The sequence below is a fragment of the Sulfitobacter sp. W074 genome, from assembly GCF_025142275.1.
GTDB lineage: Bacteria > Pseudomonadota > Alphaproteobacteria > Rhodobacterales > Rhodobacteraceae > Sulfitobacter > Sulfitobacter profundi.
The window spans coordinates 367561-383913 of sequence record NZ_CP081130.1; the positions used below are offsets into that span (position 1 = coordinate 367561).

The following is a 16353-nucleotide window of genomic DNA, read 5'->3' on the forward strand; positions in this document are numbered from 1 at the left end:
CCTTTGTGTTTCATTTTTTCGATTGGTTGCACAATTTTGTAACGCTTTCAAGAAATTTTGAGCGGCGCATTCGACCATGTCAGGGCTTGATTTGGCCCCCATCAGGGTCAACTGTAAAGCCATGAGCATAGAGCCCCCATCGCCGATCACGGCCTTCGAGCGCCCCGCGGAACAGGTCGCATTCCACCGCACGGAACTGTCGCTGATCCTATCGCTTTATGGCCGGATGGTCGCCGCCGGAGAGTGGCGCGATTATGGGATTTCCCACCTTAAAGAAGTGGCGGTCTTTTCAGTCTTTCGGCGCACGGCGGAGATACCGCTTTACCGGATTGAAAAGCGGCCAAAGCTGCGCAACCGCCAAGGCATGTATGCTGTGGTGGGCACCGGCGGGCAGGTGCTGCGCCGGGGCCACGACCTTAAGGCCGTGCTGCGGGTGTTGGAACGCAAGCTGATCCGGTCGGTGGATTAAACGCCGGGGCGGCGATGTGCAGTCACCGGCCCGTCGCCAGCGGCTTCGATCCGGGCGATGGCATCGGTGATGTTTTCATAGCTCACGGCCATCGCGTGGGCATTGGCGTGGATCATCGTTTCGGCATCGACCACCAACGCGACATGGCCTTTCCAGAACAGCAGGTCGTTGCGTTGGTAGTCACCGTCGACCGGCGCGCCCACGGTGCGCTCCTGCTGGTGGCTGTCACCGGGGCAGGGGATGCCGCAGGCCAGCAGCGCCGCCTGCACGAGACCGGAACAATCAATCCCCCAGCGGCTGTTGCCGCCCCAAAGGTAGGGTGTGCCGAGGAACAGCGCCGCGATCTGCGCGGGGTCGGCCTCCTGGCGATCGATGGGGGCAAGGTGGCCGCGCGGGATATGGCCCTGCGGGGTCTCGGCAAAATCCTTGGTCTCAGCAATGACCGTGACGGGTGAGCCGAAACTGAGGCTCAGCAGGTCGGGCGATTTCAGATCGGCGCTGGTATAGGCATGGGTGGCAGGCACGCACACGCGATGCGTAGCCTTGCGCGGTATGCTCAGCGCGCGTTGCAGGACGTAGCCGCAATAGCCATCCTTCTCGGCCTGCACATAGGCCCAGCCCGAAGCTTCATGCAGCACGGTCAACGGCTCACCAAACAACACCTGCCGATCGCGTGGGCCGTCGGGACGGCGGAAGAGGTCTGCCACCGGCACCGCCACCTGCGCGGCGCGGCTTTGGCTCGCCAGCGCCGGGTCCGGGGTGAGACGTGGATCGCTCATGGCTTTAGCAGGGCTGGCAGCGCAGCATAGAGCGCGCGGGTGCCTTGGCCCGCGCCGCCTTTGGGGCGGGCGGGGGCGTCGGCGGGCTGCCAGCCGTAGATGTCAAAATGGGCATATTTGCTCTCGGTCACAAAGCGGCGCAGGAAAAGCGCTGCGGTGATCGACCCGGCAAAGCCGCCCTTGGGCGCGTTGTCGAGATCGGCAATACCGGGCTCGATCAGCGCCTCGTAAGCGTCATGGAAAGGCATCCGCCAGACCGGATCGGCAGACCCCGCAGCGGCGTCTTCCAAGGCCGAGACGAAAGCGGCATCGTCGCTGTAATAGGGCGCGAGGTCAGGCCCCACGGCGACCCGCGCGGCCCCGGTGAGCGTCGCCATCGAGATGATCTGATCCGGTTTGTCCTCATCCGCCAGCGCCAGCGCATCGGCCAATACCAGACGCCCTTCAGCGTCGGTGTTGTTGATCTCAACCGTCAGCCCCTTGCGCGAGGTCAGGATGTCACCGGGGCGGAAGGCGTTGCCGGAGACCGAATTCTCTACCGCCGGGATCAGCACGCGCAGCTGCACGGCCATGCCGGTGGCCATGATCATATGCGCCAGACCCAGCACGGCGGCGGCGCCGCCCATGTCCTTTTTCATCAGCGCCATGGACGCACCGGGTTTCAGGTTCAGCCCGCCGGTGTCGAAACAGACGCCTTTGCCCACCAGCGTCAGCTTTGGCCCCGTGTCGCCCCATGCCATGTCGATCAAACGCGGCGCGCGGTCGGCGGCGCGGCCAACGGTGTGGATCATCGGCAGGTTGTTCTCTAGCAGCGCATCACCGGTTGTGACTTCGATCTTCGCGCCATGCTGCTCGGCCAATTTGCGCGCGGCGGCTTCCAGGTCGGGCGGCCCCATGTCAGAGGCGGGGGTGTTGATCAGGTCGCGGGTCAGCATTTCACCCGTGGCCAGCGCCGCGATCTGATCGGCGTCGATGCTTTTGGGCGCGACAAGACGGGCGGCCAGCGTGGTTTGGTCGCGGTAACGGTCGAAACGGTAGCCCGCCAGCAGCCAGCCAAGCGCCTCGTTCGCGGCTTGGTCCTCTGGCAGGCCGCTTTCGATCCGGTAGTCCCCCGCAGGCAGGCGGGCGGCTGCGGCGGCAAGGTGAAAGCGGCCCCTGCGGCGCGCGGCTTCGGTGCCGTAGCCCGCCAATGCCAGCGCGGGGGTGCCTTCCTCCCCCGGCACCACAAGCGCCTGACCAAGAGCACCCGCAAAACCGCTGGCCTTGACCCATGCCTGCACCGGGCCGGGCTGATCGGCAAGCCAGCCTTCAAGCGCGGCCTCGCTCAAGACATGAAGCGGCAGGGCGGCGGCGGAGGGGGCGGCGAATTCGGCGGACATGACAAACCTTTGCAAATCTGGATTTGCGTGCAGCCTACCTTTTCCATCGCCACCCGCAAGCAGTCAGATCGTGATGTCGGGCAAGTCCCATATCGCGGTGAGCGACCGTTCCCCGCTGCGGATCAACCGCGACAGGGTGGCGGCGGTCGCGGTGTCATCCCCCGCGTCGATACAGATCACCACATCCGCCGCCACCCGTGCGACCAGCGCCATGCCGACCTGCTCTGCAATGGCGATCAGGCGGTGCACGCTTTTGCGCAGCCCGGCGCGGTCTTGGTCCTTGTGCAGCTTTTTGCAATGCGACAGGCGCAGGGCCAATTCCTCCATCGCGCGGCAGACGACATCTTCGGCGCCCACCTCCCCGAGTTGCGTGTAGAGCAGGCCAAGCCGCTCTTGATCGACATAGACCTGCTCAGTCGGGCGTATTTGCATAAGTTGCATTGGTATCATCCTTCAATCAGCCCCCACGGCCTTGAGACAATATGGCGCGGGAAGGTGTGCAAAGGGTTGCGATGGCTGTGCCTTTTCTCTCGAATTCGTATGGCATTTGCGCTATCTGCGCTAAAACCACATCACGCATTAAGGGACGTTTACACATGGACAAGGCCAAGGCTCTGCCGTCGTATCTGTTGCAACGCTATCAAGGGTGGAAGGCGACCGGCTATGCCGAGAACCAAACCTGGTACCGCCGATTGGCCGCCGAGGGGCAACGCCCGCGCGCGATGGTGATCTCTTGCTGCGACAGCCGCGTGCATGTGACCTCGATCTTCGGGGCCGATCAGGGCGAGTTCTTCATCCACCGCAATATCGCCAACCTCGTCCCGCCCTATGAGCCGGATGGCAAACAGCACGGTACTTCGGCGGCGGTGGAATATGCCGTCAACGCGTTGAAGGTCGCGCATCTGATCGTGCTGGGCCATTCCAGCTGCGGCGGCGTCGCGGGCTGCATCCAGATGTGCAAAGGCAACGCGCCCGAGCTTGAGAACCAAGACAGTTTCGTGGGCCGCTGGATGGACCTGCTGCGCCCGAAATACGAGACGGTTGAAAAGGTCGAAGACCCGGCAGAGCAGCAGCTTTTGCTGGAGCGTCAGGCGGTGATGACCTCGCTTGAGAACCTGATGACCTTCCCGTGGATCAAAGAAAAGGTCGAAGATGGCACGCTGAGCTTGCACGGCCTGTGGACCGACATCGGCGAGGGAAGCTTGGAATATTACGACGCCAAGGCGCAGACCTTCGAGCCGGTTTGAGCCCATCGCAGACGCATGAGACAGAGACGAAAAAGGGGGCCGTTTGGCCCCCTTTCTTATTCTTAGACTGGGGCTGAACCTCAGCCCTTTTTCAGCACTTCGCGGCCCAGCAGTTCGGCGATTTGAACGGCGTTCAGGGCGGCACCCTTGCGCAGGTTGTCGCTGACGCACCACAGGTTGATGCCGTTGTCGATGGTGCTGTCCTGGCGGATGCGGCTGATGAAGGTGGCGAAGTCACCCACACATTCCACCGGCGTGACGTAGCCGCCGTCTTCGCGCTTGTCGATCACCATGAGACCCGGCGCTTCGCGCAGGATGTCGCGGGCTTCGGCTTCGTCGAGGTGGTCTTCGAATTCGATGTTGATCGATTCCGCATGGCCCACGAAGACCGGCACGCGCACGCAGGTCGCGGTGACTTTGATCGACGGGTCGACGATCTTTTTGGTCTCGGCGACCATCTTCCATTCTTCCTTGGTCGATCCGTCTTCGAGGAAGACGTCGATATGCGGAATCACGTTGAAGGCAATCTGCTTGGTGAACTTGCTGGCGGGCTTGTCATCGGTCGGGTTGTAGATGCTTTTGGTCTGATCCCAAAGCTCATCAATGCCTTCCTTGCCCGCGCCGGAAACCGACTGGTAAGTCGAGACGACGACGCGCTTGATCTTGGCGCGATCGTGCAGCGGCTTCAGCGCCACGACCATCTGCGCGGTCGAGCAGTTGGGGTTGGCGATGATGTTTTTCTTGGAATAGCCGTGCACGTCCTGCGGGTTCACCTCGGGCACGATCAGCGGCACGTCTTGATCATAGCGGTAAAGCGAGGAGTTATCGATCACCACGCAGCCCGCCTTGGCAGCGGCAGGGGCGTATTTCTTAGTCGCTTCCGAGCCCACGGCAAAAAGCGCCATGTCCCAGCCAGTGAAGTCGAAAGTGTCGAGGTCTTTGGTCTTGAGGGTCTTGTCCCCAAAGCTGATCTCGGACCCCAGCGAGCGGCGGCTGGCCAGAGCCACGATCTCGTCCACGGGGAACTGACGCTCCGCAAGGATGTTCAACATTTCACGGCCCACATTGCCTGTGGCACCGACGACGGCGACGCGATAACCCATCTGATTACTCCAGTCTGTCCAATTAAATTTGACGCCATTTAACGTGCCTGCGGGGCATTGGCTAGGGCCAGCCGCGCGCAGACCGTGCAGAGCGCCGCTCTGCCGGGGTTAAAGAACCTTGATGACGTCCTTGTTGATCGCCAGCATATAGCCACGCCGGGCGATGTTTTTGACCAGCAGTTCCGACACCAATTGATTGCCCAAGGTGTCGCGCAAACGCTTGATCCGCGTGGCCCCGGCGGCCTCATCACAGTCGGCGGCGTTGCGGCCCGATATCATGCCTTCGATCTCGGACCCTGACAGCACGTCATCGTCCATCCGCGCTTCGGCCAAGACAGACATCGTCTCCATCGCCGCTGCGGTCAGTTTGAAACCGAGGTTGTTAAGGTAAACGGTATTCTCTTCGCGGCTGATCAGCAGGGAATTCACCTGAATGCCGGTCCGCTCAATCTGCGCCATGCGGCGGTTAAAGCCGACCAGCATGAACAAAAACACCATCGCCGCGACCAGCATGGCGCTGGCAAAGACCAGCAGCACGACGATCACGATGCGGTAACTGGCCAAAGTCTCAGAAAAGGCGGTGCCGGACTGGGCGAGGATTTCGAGAAGCTTGATCTCGGCTTGGGTGGTCAGATCGTCATTCTCGATAAAGATCCGCTCAACCCGAGCATTAAAGACGTTCGCATCCGGCAGCGCCCAAAGCAGGACAAGCGCCCCGACCAAAAGCACGGCGACCACGGCGGCGATGCCACCGATCACGAAACGCCCGCCAAATCTGCGCATGTCAGAAGCGGAGGTAGAATGTTCCTGCACTGTCTTTCCTTTGATCCAAGCCTTCGTCACCGAAGACAGACAGCACATTCAACAATGTCCAGCCCTCCGCTGCAAGACGCGGCGTGAGTTCGGTTTCGGCGGAGGCTGGCTCACAGGCCCCGGAAATCTGCGCCACCCCGTAATGGAGGCGCAGCGGATTGTCTTGCTTGGCCTTGTAATCGGCAAAGCATCCAGCCGTTGCCGCAGCGGGCAGGGCCAGTATGACCGCCAGCGCGGTCAGCAAGGAGAGACATGGGTTTGAGAGACATGGGTTTTTCATATGTTTTTAATGCGCTTTCGCCCGCTGTTATTCAATAACCAAGGCGTTTTGGGCGCCTTGTTATTGGATAACGCCCCCCTGTTATTGCCTGTCTTAGGCCCTCACCCCAATTTGGTGGCACCAACAGACACACGAACCGATACGCGGTCCCCGAGTTATGACCGCAGAGGATCAAGGGCGCAGCAACGCGCCGATAAACGAGAAGGGACCAGACCCATGTACCGCAAGTTCATTGCTACCATCGCCGCCGCAGCGGTTGCCATCACCGCTTTTGGTGCCCGCCCTGCCGCCGCCGATGAAAAGGAAGTGTTGCGCACCCTCGCCGCGATTGCGGGCGTCGCGATCGTGGGCAAGATGATCTACGACAACAACAAAGAGCGCAACGAGCGTGAGACGGTCACCCGCCGCCGTGCCGCCCCCGTCTATGAGGCGCCGCGCTATTACCCCACGGTTTCCAAGAGGCCACACCCGCGCCCCTATATCGATCCGCGCCCCGAGCCGCACCGCAGCGCCCGGACCTACCCAGAGCGCGACCGCGCCACCTACCCCGAGCGCGAAGTGCGCCCCCTGCCAGAGCGGGTGGACCGCAAGCTGCTGCCGCAGCAGTGCTTCCGCAGCTATGACGGCGAAGACGGCAAGGTGATGATGTTTGGCGAGCCCTGCCTTGAAAAGAATTATTCCCAAGTCGACCGACTGCCCAACTACTGCGCCAAGCGCGTGAAGACGGCGGACGGCGCACGCTACGGCTATGATGCCCGCTGCCTGCGCGACTCGGGTTACAGCTTGGCCCGTCGGTAAATCCGGCGTGCCTTGACCGAGCGGCACGTCCCTGTCGCTCGGGTGTTGAAAGGGGGGGTGTTCGGGCGCCTCCCCTTTCTCTTTTTTTGGTTGCACCTTTTCGGCGCATGCGGTTTCACCTCGCCCTATGATACCTGACTTTGAATTTGAACGCGGCGCGGCTGCCCGCGGCTTTCGCACCATTGCCGGGGTGGACGAAGTGGGCCGGGGCCCGCTTGCCGGGCCGGTCACCGCCGCCGCCGTGGTCTTTACCGAAGGGCAGATCCCCGAGGGGCTGAACGATTCCAAAAAGCTGACCGCCCGCGCCCGTGAACGGCTCTATGATGAGATCATGTCGGTGGCCGTGGTTTGCGTGGCCCATGCCACCGTCGAAGAGATCGAAGAACACAACATCTTGCGTGCCAGCCATCTGGCGATGACCCGCGCGCTGGCCGGATTGGCCTGTGCGGCGGACTACGCATTGATTGACGGCAATATGCTCCCGCGCGATCTGGCGCTGCCTGCGCAACCTGTGGTGAAGGGGGACGCGCGCTGCCTGTCCATTTCGGCGGCTTCCATCGTGGCCAAGACCGTGCGCGATAACCTCATGGTGGATTTGGCGCAACAGCATCCGGGTTACGGTTGGGAAACCAATATGGGCTACGGATCGAAAAGCCACATGGCCGCGCTGCAGGATCTTGGTGTGACCCCACACCATAGACGTTTGTTCAAGCCGGTACACAATATCTTGTATCAAGCCAATTTGTTAACCGATTGATTCAAAAAAGAAATTGACCACGAATCTCTGATGGCCCATTTTATCCACAACCAATGAGCGCTTAAGCGCCGGGTAATGAGGCAGAGATATGAAAACGATGACAAAGGGCGCTGCGGCGCTTCCCTTGAACACTATTGTTGCGGGCGATTGCATTGAGGCAATGAACGCCCTCCCAGCAGAGTCGGTAGATCTGATCTTCGCGGATCCGCCCTACAACTTGCAGTTGCGAGGTGATTTGCATCGCCCGGACAACTCCAAGGTCGATGCAGTTGATGACGAATGGGACCAATTCGCCAGCTTTAAGGCCTATGACGATTTTACCCGCGCTTGGCTCAAAGCCGCACGGCGTTTGCTGAAACCCGATGGCGCGATCTGGGTGATCGGCAGCTACCACAACATCTTCCGTGTCGGCGCAGCGCTGCAGGATCAAGGTTTCTGGATCCTTAATGACGTGGTTTGGCGCAAGTCCAACCCGATGCCGAACTTCCGCGGCAAGCGTTTCACCAATGCCCATGAGACGATGATCTGGGCCGGCAAGAGCGAGAACAGCAAATACACCTTTAATTACGAAGCGCTGAAGGCGCTGAACGAAGGCATTCAGATGCGTAGCGATTGGGTGCTGCCGATCTGCACCGGCCATGAGCGTCTGAAGGACGAAGCAGGCGACAAGGCGCATCCGACGCAAAAGCCCGAAAGCCTGCTGCACCGCATCCTCGTTGGTTCGACCAACCCCGGCGATGTGATTCTTGATCCGTTCTTTGGCACCGGCACCACCGGCGCTGTCGCCAAGATGCTGGGCCGTGATTTTATCGGCATCGAGCGCGAGGAAGCTTACCGCAAGGTGGCCGAGAAACGCATCTCGATGGTGCGCAAGTTCGACAACGAAGCGCTGCAAACCACCACCTCCAAACGTGCCGAGCCGCGCGTGCCCTTCGGCCAGTTGGTCGAGCGCGGCATGCTGCGCCCGGGTGAGAACCTCTATTCCATGAATGGCCGCCACAAGGCCAAGGTCCGTGCCGATGGCACCCTCATTGGCAGCGATGTCAAAGGGTCGATCCATCAGGTGGGCGCGGCCTATGAGAAAGCGCCAAGCTGCAACGGCTGGACCTATTGGTGCTACAAGAAAGACGGCAAGAATGTCCCCATCGACATTCTGCGTCAGCAGATCAGGGCCGAGATGGCCAACTGATCTACTCCGAACAATCGAACACCGCCGGCACCCGTGGCCCCTCTGCGTGAGGGGCAGCCACACGGGTGCCTACCTTGACCCCGCCCCACGGCGGGGTTTTTTTGTTGGATCGGCCTAATTCACCCACCGCTTGCGGGCCTGAAACTCACGCAGCACGGCGTCAATATAGCGGGCATCGAAATCGGATTTATTCACCACGTAGAGCACCCCGGCAGAGGCGGCTTTTTCCCACATGCCGGGGGAGGGCCAATCGCTGACCATAATCACCGGCGTCTGTGCATGGCGGTCGTCGCAGGCCAGTTCCAGCGCGAAATTCGCGCCCAACCCGTCGGGCAGGTTGTTGTCGAGCAGGATCAGCGCCTTGTCCCCCGCGCTTAGCGCCTTGCGCGCGGCGTCGATGCTGGGGGCGAACTCCACCCGCATCCCGCCATAGGCGCGGGCCAGAACGCGGCGCAGCCTCTCTCTGTCAAACTCACTGTCCTCGACGATCAGACAGGTGCCATCATACGCCGCCCCCGAGGGCGCTTGCTGTTGCTGCATCAATACCACTCCACTGGTAACAATCGCAGCCTATGTGACAGGCAAAGTTTAACTTTGCGTTGCCGCGCTCAGAGACGGGGCAGGGGATTGCTGGCTTTGTTGTAGGCTTTCCAGTCGGTGATCTCAGGGTAGTACATCTCGCGCCATTTGCGCACGCGCGGGTTCATGATGCGCCGCCACAGCGGGGGGACCATCGCGGCCATCGTCATCACCGGATAGCCATAGGGCAGCTGCGGCGCGTCGCCCGTACCATAGGTTTGCAAGACCGGGAAACGCCGATCGGGTTTGTAGTGGTGATCGGAATGGCGTTGCAGGTTGATCAACAGCCAGTTCGACGCTTTATGGGCCGCGTTCCAAGAGTGGCGTGGCTGAACGTGCTCATATTTACCGCCGCCCAGATGTTTGCGCGTCAGCCCATAGTGTTCGATGTAATTGACCAGTTCCAATTGCCAGATCGCGACCCCGGCCTGCACGAGGAACAGGCCCAAGCCGCTCCATCCGCCCAGCACCAGTGCTAGCAACAGAAAGGCGGCTTGCAGCGCCCAGTATTTGAAAAACGGATTGCCCGGATCGGTCCACGGCAGCCCCTTGCGCGCCAGCATGTTCTTTTCCGCATGAAAGGCCGAGGTCAGCGACTCGCGCAGCACGCGCGGGTAGAAGCGTTGAAACCCTTCGTTATAGCGCGCCGTCACCGTGTCACGCGGGGTGCCGACATGGCGGTGGTGCACCAGCAGATGTTCCGACCGGAAGTGAGAATAGAGCACCATGGCCAGCAAAATATCCGCTAGCCGCCGTTCGGTCTTGTTCCGCTGGTGCATCAATTCATGGCTGTAGTTAATCCCGATGGTGCCGGTGATGACGCCCACGCCGAAGAACAGGAGAATACGCTCTGCCGCATCCAGATGCGCGGCCCGCGTGGCGTAATAGATCAGACCAAAGACGGTCAGGAATTGCAGCGGTGTCCAGATCAGCGTGACGAGGCGATACCAATAGAGATCATCCTCCGTCGCCTCCAGATCAGCGTTGTCGAGGTTCAGCCCCAGCACCGCGTCGAGCAGGGAAAAGAGATACCACGTCACCAGCGGCAGCAGCGCGATGGTCCAGCCGCCTTGCAGGGCACAAAACCACGCCAGCGGGATCAGCAGCAGCGACAGCCAAAACGGCAGGGCGCGACTGAGGCGGGCAAGGTCTTGTGGGGCGATGATGCGGTTCGGCATGGGGCACCTCATTGTTGTGCGCCAGATATACCGCAGATCGCCGGGGGTACAAAGCCTGACGCGGCGCTAGCGGGTCAGATCAAAAGCCTTGCGCATCACGGTGGGCAGATCGCTGGGGCTGAACTGGTTTTGGCCGATGAATTCACCGTTTTGCGGCGCGGTATCATGGCTGACACGCGCGTGCTGCACGGTCAACATCAGGTGAAAATGGGTGAATGTATGGCGCACCTCGCTGGGCAGAGGCTGCCAATCGGCTGTTAGCGGCGGGGTCCCTTCGGGGCGCGGCTCAGACGTGTCGACCCAGTCAGAACCGGGCCAACCTAGCATCCCGCCAAGCAGTCCCTTGTCAGGGCGCGTTTCCAGCAGCCATGCGCCGTCCTCGCGCTGGGCGAGGTAGACCGTGCCGTGCCGCACGGGTTTCGGCTTTTTCGGGGCTTTCTTTGGCAGCAGCGCCGCTGTGCCTTCTGCCCGCGCGACGCAGGGCTCGCGCCACGGGCAGATGCCGCAGGCGGGGGACTTTGGCGTGCAGATTGTAGCGCCCAGATCCATCACGGCCTGGGCATAGTCTCCGGGCCGGTCCTGCGGGGTCAGCGCGACGGCCCGCGCCATCAACTCGGGCTTCGCAGCGGGCAGCGGCGTGTGGATGTCATAGACCCGCGCCATCACCCGCTCGACATTGCCGTCGAGCACCGCGTGGGGCAGATCGAATGCGATGGAAGAGATCGCCGCTGCCGTATAGGGCCCGATTCCTGGCAGTTTCAGCAACGCATCATGATCCGCAGGGAAGCTGCCGCCATGGTCTGCCACCACCACACGCGCGCATTTCAACAGGTTGCGGGCGCGGGCGTAATAGCCAAGCCCCGCCCATTCGGCCATCACATCGGCATCTTCAGCCGCAGCAAGGGCCGCCACATCCGGCCAGCGGGCGGTGAACCGCGCGAAATAATCCTTTACCGTGGCCACGGTGGTCTGCTGCAACATGACCTCGCTCAGCCAGATGCGGTAGGGATCGGGCGTGACACCTGCCATCCGGTCGTGCGGCGGCACCCGCCACGGCAGGGCGCGGGCATGGGTGTCGTACCATTCCAGCAGGATCGGCGGCAGCTTGCTGACGGATGTATTCTCACGCAATGTTTAGGCCTTTCCACAGGGCAGGGGCTGGTGACGCTGGGGCAAATGGTTATGTATGTCAGCATATTCGGGAAACAAAGCCATGCCGCCACGTCGTACGACTACAAAAGGGTTTAAACGCACCGACAGCCTGCTCTCGCAGCAGATTCGCAAGGCGAGCGAGACCCGTGGCTTTGCGCAATCGCGCTTGTTGACCCATTGGACCGAGATCGCAGGCGAAGCAACTGCCGCCATCTCGCGCCCGGTTGAGGTCAGCTATGGCCGCAAGGAAGGCATCGGCGCCACGCTGACCCTGCTGACCACCGGGGCCAATGCGCCCATGCTGGAGATGCAGAAAGAGCAACTGCGCGCGCGGGTCAACGCGGTCTATGGCTATAACGCGATCGCGCGGGTGCGCATCACCCAGACGGCGGCGACCGGCTTTGCCGAAGGGCAGGTGGCGTTTGACCATAAGCCCAAGGCCGAAAAGGCCGCTCCGAGCCCTGCATTGCAACGCAAAGCAGCCGAAGCCGCTCAGCCCGTGGCCGACGAAGGGCTGCGCGAAGCCCTTGCACGTCTGGGCGAGAACATATTGAACAAGAACCAAAGCTGACCACCTAAAGCTGACGTAACAGACAAAGGAACACCTCATGAATCGCAGAAACGTAATCCTTGGCGGTCTCGCCACACTCGGCGTCGGTGGCTGGTTTGCCGCAAGCAGCTTCGGCTCCTCCCCCCTCGGCAGCACCGCGCTGACACCTTTCGTTGGTGCCGCGAATGCCCAGACGACTGAAGGCGATGTGGATACCTCAGGCATCACCGAGATGGTCATGGGCGATGAAAACGCGCCGGTCACGATGATCGAATACGCCTCCTTCACCTGCCCGCATTGTGCGACCTTCCACAACGACACCTTCAAAAAGCTGAAGGCTGATTACATCGACAGCGGCAAAGTGAAATTCATCTACCGCGAAGTCTATTTCGACCGCTACGGCCTCTGGGCCTCCATGGTGGCGCGCTGCGGCGGGCAAGAGAAATTCTTTGGCATCGCTGACCTGATCTACAAATCGCAAAGTGAGTGGACCCGCGCGGGCGAGCCTGCGGCCATCGTCGACGAGCTGCGCAAGATTGGCCGTCTGGCTGGCCTTGATAACGAGACGTTGGACGAATGCCTGAAAGACGGCGCCAAAGCCGAGGCGCTGGTGGCATGGTACACCGAGAACTCCAAAGAGGATGATATCTCTAGCACGCCGAGCTTCGTCATCGACGGCAAGAAACACTCGAACATGTCCTATGCCGACATGAAAGAACTCCTCGACGACGCGCTGGCGGGCTAATGACCGCCCCGCTTGCAGGACTGAAAGTCGTCGAATTGGCGCGTGTTCTGGCCGGCCCTTGGGCCGGTCAGACACTGTCGGACCTCGGGTGCGAGGTGATCAAAGTGGAAAGCCCGGCGGGGGATGACACCCGCCAATGGGGCCCGCCCTTCGTCACCCGTGACGAGGATGTGACCGCTTCCTATTTCCATTCGACGAACCGGGGCAAAGCCTCTGTCACCGTGGATTTCCGGACCGAGGAAGGTCAGGCGCAGGTCAAGGAACTTTTGGCCGACGCGGATATCCTGATTGAGAATTTCAAGACTGGCGGATTGGCGAAATACGGGTTGGACTATGCCAGCCTGTCTGCGCAGTTCCCCAAGCTGATCTATTGCTCGATTACGGGTTTCGGCCAAACCGGTCCTTACGCCCACCGCGCGGGCTATGATTTCATCATCCAAGGCATGTCCGGACTGATGTCGATCACCGGCGAGCCGGACGGCCTCCCGCAGAAATCCGGCATGGCGATCACCGATATTTTCACGGGGGTCTATGCCAGCACCGCGATTTTGGCCGCTGTGCACCAGCGTCACCAAACCGGCGTGGGGCAACATATCGACATGGCGCTGCTGGACTGTGCGGTGGCAATCACTGGCAATCAGGCGATGAACTATCTGACCACCGGCAAGGCGCCGACACGGATGGGCAATGCGCATCCGAACCTGACGCCCTACGAGGTGTTTGAATGTTCCGATGGGCATCTCATCATCGCCACGGGCAATGACGGGCAGTACCAGAGGCTGTGTCAGTTGCTGGGGCTTGAGGATATGGCCACCGCGCCGGAATACCTCAAGAACGCCGACCGTGTAGCCAACCGGCCCGAGATGATCCGCCGCCTGACCGGGGCAACCCGTCTGCGTAGCCGGGATGATCTGCTGGCCGCTTGCGAGGCGCATGGCGTGCCTGCCGGGCCGATCAACGACATGGCCGATGTCATGGCCGATCCGCAGGTCGTGGCGCGGGGCATGCAGATCGAGCTTGATGGCGTGCCGGGGCTGCGCTCGCCCTTCACCTTTTCGGGGGCCGAGCTTTCGTTGCACCGCCCTGCACCGAAATTGGGCGAAGACAACAAGGCCTAGGGCGGTGGCAGCCTGTCCAGCGCGGCGTGCAGCGCATTGCCTTCGGGCAGGGACAGGCGCACCGGCAGGGTCAGCACCTTGGCGCGGAACTCCATCGGCAGGCGCACGGCGTCTTTCTCGGTGGTGACAAGCTGGGCGCCGCGCATCGCGGCTTCGGTCTCTAGCCGGAGCATCAGCCGTGGCGTCAGCGGCTGGTGATCCTCCAGCGCTTCGGCATGGAGGATCGTAGCCCCCAGCCCGCGCAGCGTGGCGAAAAACTTCTCAGGGTGGCCGATGCCTGCAAAGGCGAGCACTTGGGAATCCGACCAATCCATCCCGGTCTGCAGGGGCGCGAGTTCGGCGCGTGCATGGGGCAGATCGGTGTTCGGTAGCCCTGCCGCGAAACGGGTCTGCGCCGCTTCATCCCCGATGGAAAGCAGCAGGTCAGCCCGCGCCAGCCCCGCCGCGACAGGCTCGCGCAGCGGCCCGGCGGGCAGGCACAGGCCGTTGCCGAAACCTTTGACCGCGTCCACCACGACGATGCTCAGATCCTGCGCCAAGGCGGGGTTCTGAAAGCCGTCATCCAGCACCACGACAGTGGCGCCCGAAGCCTCTGCCGCCTGCGCACCCGCGGCACGATCGCGGGCGACCCAGACATCCGAGAATGCGGCCAGTAGCAGCGGCTCGTCCCCCACCTTCTCGGCGCTGTGCTGTACGGGGTCGACCCGCACCGGCCCCTCCAGCGTGCCGCCATAGCCGCGTGAGACGACATGCGGGCGATGGCCGCGCTCTAGCAGATATTGCAGCACCGCCATCACCGTGGGCGTCTTGCCGGTGCCGCCCGCGTTGATATTGCCGACGCAGATCACCGGGATATCCAAGCGCAGCGGCGTACCTGTGGCCAGCCGCCGCGCGGTGGCAGCGGCATAAAGCGCGCCCAGTGGCTGCAGCAACCGTGCACGCCAATCGGGTCGGGGCTGATGCCAGAAATCAGGCGCGTGCATTTGAGGCCCCCGCATGGTCGTCGAGGCTGTCTTGGATCAATTCGATCACCCTATCGGCCAGTTCGGCCCCCTCGCTGATCACGTCCCAGCCCGCGTGGGCCATGGTCGCCGCCTGATCCGGTGCGATCAACCGCGAGACCGCATTGCCAAGCGCACCCGCATCGTTGACGATCCGCGCTGCCCCTGCTGTGGCAAGCCGCCCGTAGGACGGCAGAAAGTTCCGCACCTTGGGGCCATAGAGCACCGCAGATCCAAGCGCTGACGCCTCGAAGGGATCGCAGCCGCCATGGCCCGACACCAGCGAAGAGCCAAGGAACGACACGGGTGCGACGCGGAAAAACAGCCCCCGGTCGCCGGGGTCATCGGCCACCATGACTTGAGTGGTTTCATCGGGGTAGGGATCATCCCCCCACCGCATCGCGGTGAATCCCCGCGCGCGGGCGCGTTCATAGGCGATATCGGCGGTAGGGTAGTCATGGGTGTGCAGGATCAGCAGCAACCGGTGCGACAGACGCAGCGCTTGGCGGTGAGCGGTCAGCACGACGGGTATCTCTTCGGGCAGGATTTGTGTCGCATACCAGACCGGGCGACCGACAAGGCATGCCGACATATCCGCCAGATCCGTTTCCGCGCAGCGCAGCGCTTGGCCGCCCGTCAGCAGTGGCGAAGTCACCTCTCCCTTGCTGCGCGGCAGGCCCAGTTGCACCAGACGGCGCAGCACGGCCGGAGAGCGGGTGAGCACCTGATCGAAGGCGGACAACAACTGTCGGGTCACATCGGGCATCCAGCGGTCCCGGCGACCATCGAAACCAGCGCTGTCGGCGTCGATCATCATCATCGGGCAGCCGCGCGCCGCGGTTTCCAACACCAGATTGGGCCTCAGCCCACCCCATGTCCACAGGCAAAAGCCGGGGCGCCAATGGTCAAGGAACCGCGCCACATTCTCGGGATGTTCACTGGGGGCGGGAAGGATGAAAAGATCGCGGGTGTCGGTCGGCGGGAGGTCTTGGGTGGCCGCGCTCTCCGAAAGGGTCACCAGCACCGCGACGCGGTCGCGCATCGCCATCAGACGTTTGGCAAGGTCGAGCACGGCCAAGACATTGCCCGCCTCGGCGGCATGCATCCAAACCAGCTCACCCTCGGGGCGCGCGGCATAGGGCGCTGCGTCTTCGGCCCCGCCCCGGCGCACAAGGGCGCGATAGGCTGCAAGCCCCAGCGACCGCGCCGCCATGGT

The 16353-nt window shown here is 62.2% G+C and carries 19 protein-coding genes; 8 read left to right on the forward strand and 11 right to left on the reverse strand.

Annotated elements, in window-relative coordinates:
* Window positions 1–121: 121 nt before the first annotated feature.
* Window positions 122–469 (forward strand): DUF2794 domain-containing protein, encoded by a 348-nt coding sequence (locus K3762_RS01855; RefSeq protein WP_067622201.1) that lies wholly within the window; start codon window positions 122–124, stop codon window positions 467–469.
* Here K3762_RS01855 and K3762_RS01860 read toward each other — a convergent pair.
* From K3762_RS01860 to K3762_RS01870, 3 genes are all read right to left on the reverse strand, one after another.
* The gene (locus tag K3762_RS01860) at window positions 466–1248 is read right to left on the reverse strand and encodes a C40 family peptidase (protein WP_260011190.1); all 783 of its coding nucleotides are present in this window, start codon (window positions 1246–1248) and stop codon (window positions 466–468) included. The two genes, K3762_RS01855 and K3762_RS01860, sit on opposite strands and share 4 nt — an antisense overlap.
* Window positions 1245–2627: a M17 family metallopeptidase gene (locus K3762_RS01865; protein WP_132444101.1), complete on the reverse strand. Its 1383-nt coding sequence runs from the start codon at window positions 2625–2627 to the stop codon at window positions 1245–1247. The genes K3762_RS01860 and K3762_RS01865 overlap by 4 nt, the downstream gene beginning before the upstream one ends.
* 63 nt (window positions 2628–2690) lie before the next feature.
* Window positions 2691–3068 (reverse strand): hypothetical protein, encoded by a 378-nt coding sequence (locus K3762_RS01870; RefSeq protein ID WP_120349985.1) that lies wholly within the window; start codon window positions 3066–3068, stop codon window positions 2691–2693.
* Between the two features lie 155 nt (window positions 3069–3223).
* Here K3762_RS01870 and K3762_RS01875 point away from each other — a divergent pair, with 155 nt between their 5' ends.
* Window positions 3224–3874, forward strand: a complete 651-nt coding sequence (locus K3762_RS01875; protein WP_067942032.1) for a carbonic anhydrase — start codon at window positions 3224–3226, stop codon at window positions 3872–3874.
* An 80-nt stretch (window positions 3875–3954) separates the two neighbouring features.
* On the opposite strand, the gene K3762_RS01880 is transcribed toward K3762_RS01875, so the two are convergent.
* The 3 genes from K3762_RS01880 to K3762_RS01890 form a co-directional block, all read right to left on the reverse strand.
* On the reverse strand, window positions 3955–4977 hold the full coding sequence (locus K3762_RS01880) for an aspartate-semialdehyde dehydrogenase (RefSeq protein ID WP_067623574.1): 1023 nt from the start codon (window positions 4975–4977) through the stop codon (window positions 3955–3957).
* Between the two features lie 108 nt (window positions 4978–5085).
* A complete protein-coding gene (locus K3762_RS01885) occupies window positions 5086–5760 on the reverse strand; it encodes a hypothetical protein (protein WP_082849503.1) in 675 nt (224 codons plus the stop codon).
* Between the two features lies 1 nt (window position 5761).
* Complete coding sequence (locus K3762_RS01890) at window positions 5762–6070, reverse strand: hypothetical protein (protein WP_120349986.1); 309 nt, start codon at window positions 6068–6070, stop codon at window positions 5762–5764.
* A gap of 216 nt (window positions 6071–6286) precedes the next feature.
* Here K3762_RS01890 and K3762_RS01895 point away from each other — a divergent pair, with 216 nt between their 5' ends.
* The 3 genes from K3762_RS01895 (at window position 6287) to K3762_RS01905 (ending at window position 8814) form a co-directional block, all read left to right on the forward strand.
* Window positions 6287–6868 (forward strand): hypothetical protein, encoded by a 582-nt coding sequence (locus tag K3762_RS01895; RefSeq protein ID WP_067942030.1) that lies wholly within the window; start codon window positions 6287–6289, stop codon window positions 6866–6868.
* Window positions 6869–6995: 127 nt separating this feature from the next.
* Window positions 6996–7625, forward strand: a complete 630-nt coding sequence (locus K3762_RS01900; RefSeq protein WP_132444102.1) for a ribonuclease HII — start codon at window positions 6996–6998, stop codon at window positions 7623–7625.
* Between the two features lie 88 nt (window positions 7626–7713).
* Entirely contained in the window at window positions 7714–8814 is a 1101-nt protein-coding gene (locus K3762_RS01905) for a site-specific DNA-methyltransferase (protein WP_067942027.1), read from the forward strand.
* Between the two features lie 114 nt (window positions 8815–8928).
* Here K3762_RS01905 and K3762_RS01910 read toward each other — a convergent pair whose 3' ends face one another.
* The 3 genes from K3762_RS01910 to mutY form a co-directional block, all read right to left on the reverse strand.
* A complete protein-coding gene (locus tag K3762_RS01910) occupies window positions 8929–9354 on the reverse strand; it encodes a response regulator (protein WP_120349989.1) in 426 nt (141 codons plus the stop codon).
* A 68-nt stretch (window positions 9355–9422) separates the two neighbouring features.
* Window positions 9423–10571: an alkane 1-monooxygenase gene (locus K3762_RS01915; protein ID WP_132444103.1), complete on the reverse strand. Its 1149-nt coding sequence runs from the start codon at window positions 10569–10571 to the stop codon at window positions 9423–9425.
* A 66-nt stretch (window positions 10572–10637) separates the two neighbouring features.
* Window positions 10638–11702, reverse strand: coding sequence for an A/G-specific adenine glycosylase (gene mutY / locus K3762_RS01920; protein ID WP_260011197.1), 1065 nt, complete (start codon window positions 11700–11702; stop codon window positions 10638–10640).
* Between the two features lie 82 nt (window positions 11703–11784).
* On the opposite strand from mutY, the gene K3762_RS01925 reads away from it, so the two are divergent.
* Genes K3762_RS01925 through K3762_RS01935 form a run of 3 tightly spaced genes read left to right on the forward strand, consistent with a single transcriptional unit; the run spans window position 11785 to window position 14136 of the window.
* On the forward strand, window positions 11785–12294 hold the full coding sequence (locus K3762_RS01925) for a DUF721 domain-containing protein (protein ID WP_132444104.1): 510 nt from the start codon (window positions 11785–11787) through the stop codon (window positions 12292–12294).
* A gap of 37 nt (window positions 12295–12331) precedes the next feature.
* Complete coding sequence (locus K3762_RS01930; protein WP_067624454.1) at window positions 12332–13018, forward strand: DsbA family protein; 687 nt, start codon at window positions 12332–12334, stop codon at window positions 13016–13018.
* On the forward strand, window positions 13018–14136 hold the full coding sequence (locus K3762_RS01935; RefSeq protein WP_132444105.1) for a CaiB/BaiF CoA-transferase family protein: 1119 nt from the start codon (window positions 13018–13020) through the stop codon (window positions 14134–14136). Before K3762_RS01930 ends, K3762_RS01935 begins: the two co-directional genes overlap by 1 nt.
* Here K3762_RS01935 and lpxK read toward each other — a convergent pair.
* Both lpxK and K3762_RS01945 read right to left on the reverse strand, forming a co-directional pair.
* Complete coding sequence (gene lpxK / locus K3762_RS01940) at window positions 14133–15119, reverse strand: tetraacyldisaccharide 4'-kinase (RefSeq protein WP_260011204.1); 987 nt, start codon at window positions 15117–15119, stop codon at window positions 14133–14135. The two genes, K3762_RS01935 and lpxK, sit on opposite strands and share 4 nt — an antisense overlap.
* Complete coding sequence (locus K3762_RS01945) at window positions 15106–16350, reverse strand: 3-deoxy-D-manno-octulosonic acid transferase (RefSeq protein WP_067624444.1); 1245 nt, start codon at window positions 16348–16350, stop codon at window positions 15106–15108. Before K3762_RS01945 ends, lpxK begins: the two co-directional genes overlap by 14 nt.
* Window positions 16351–16353 lie beyond the last annotated feature (3 nt).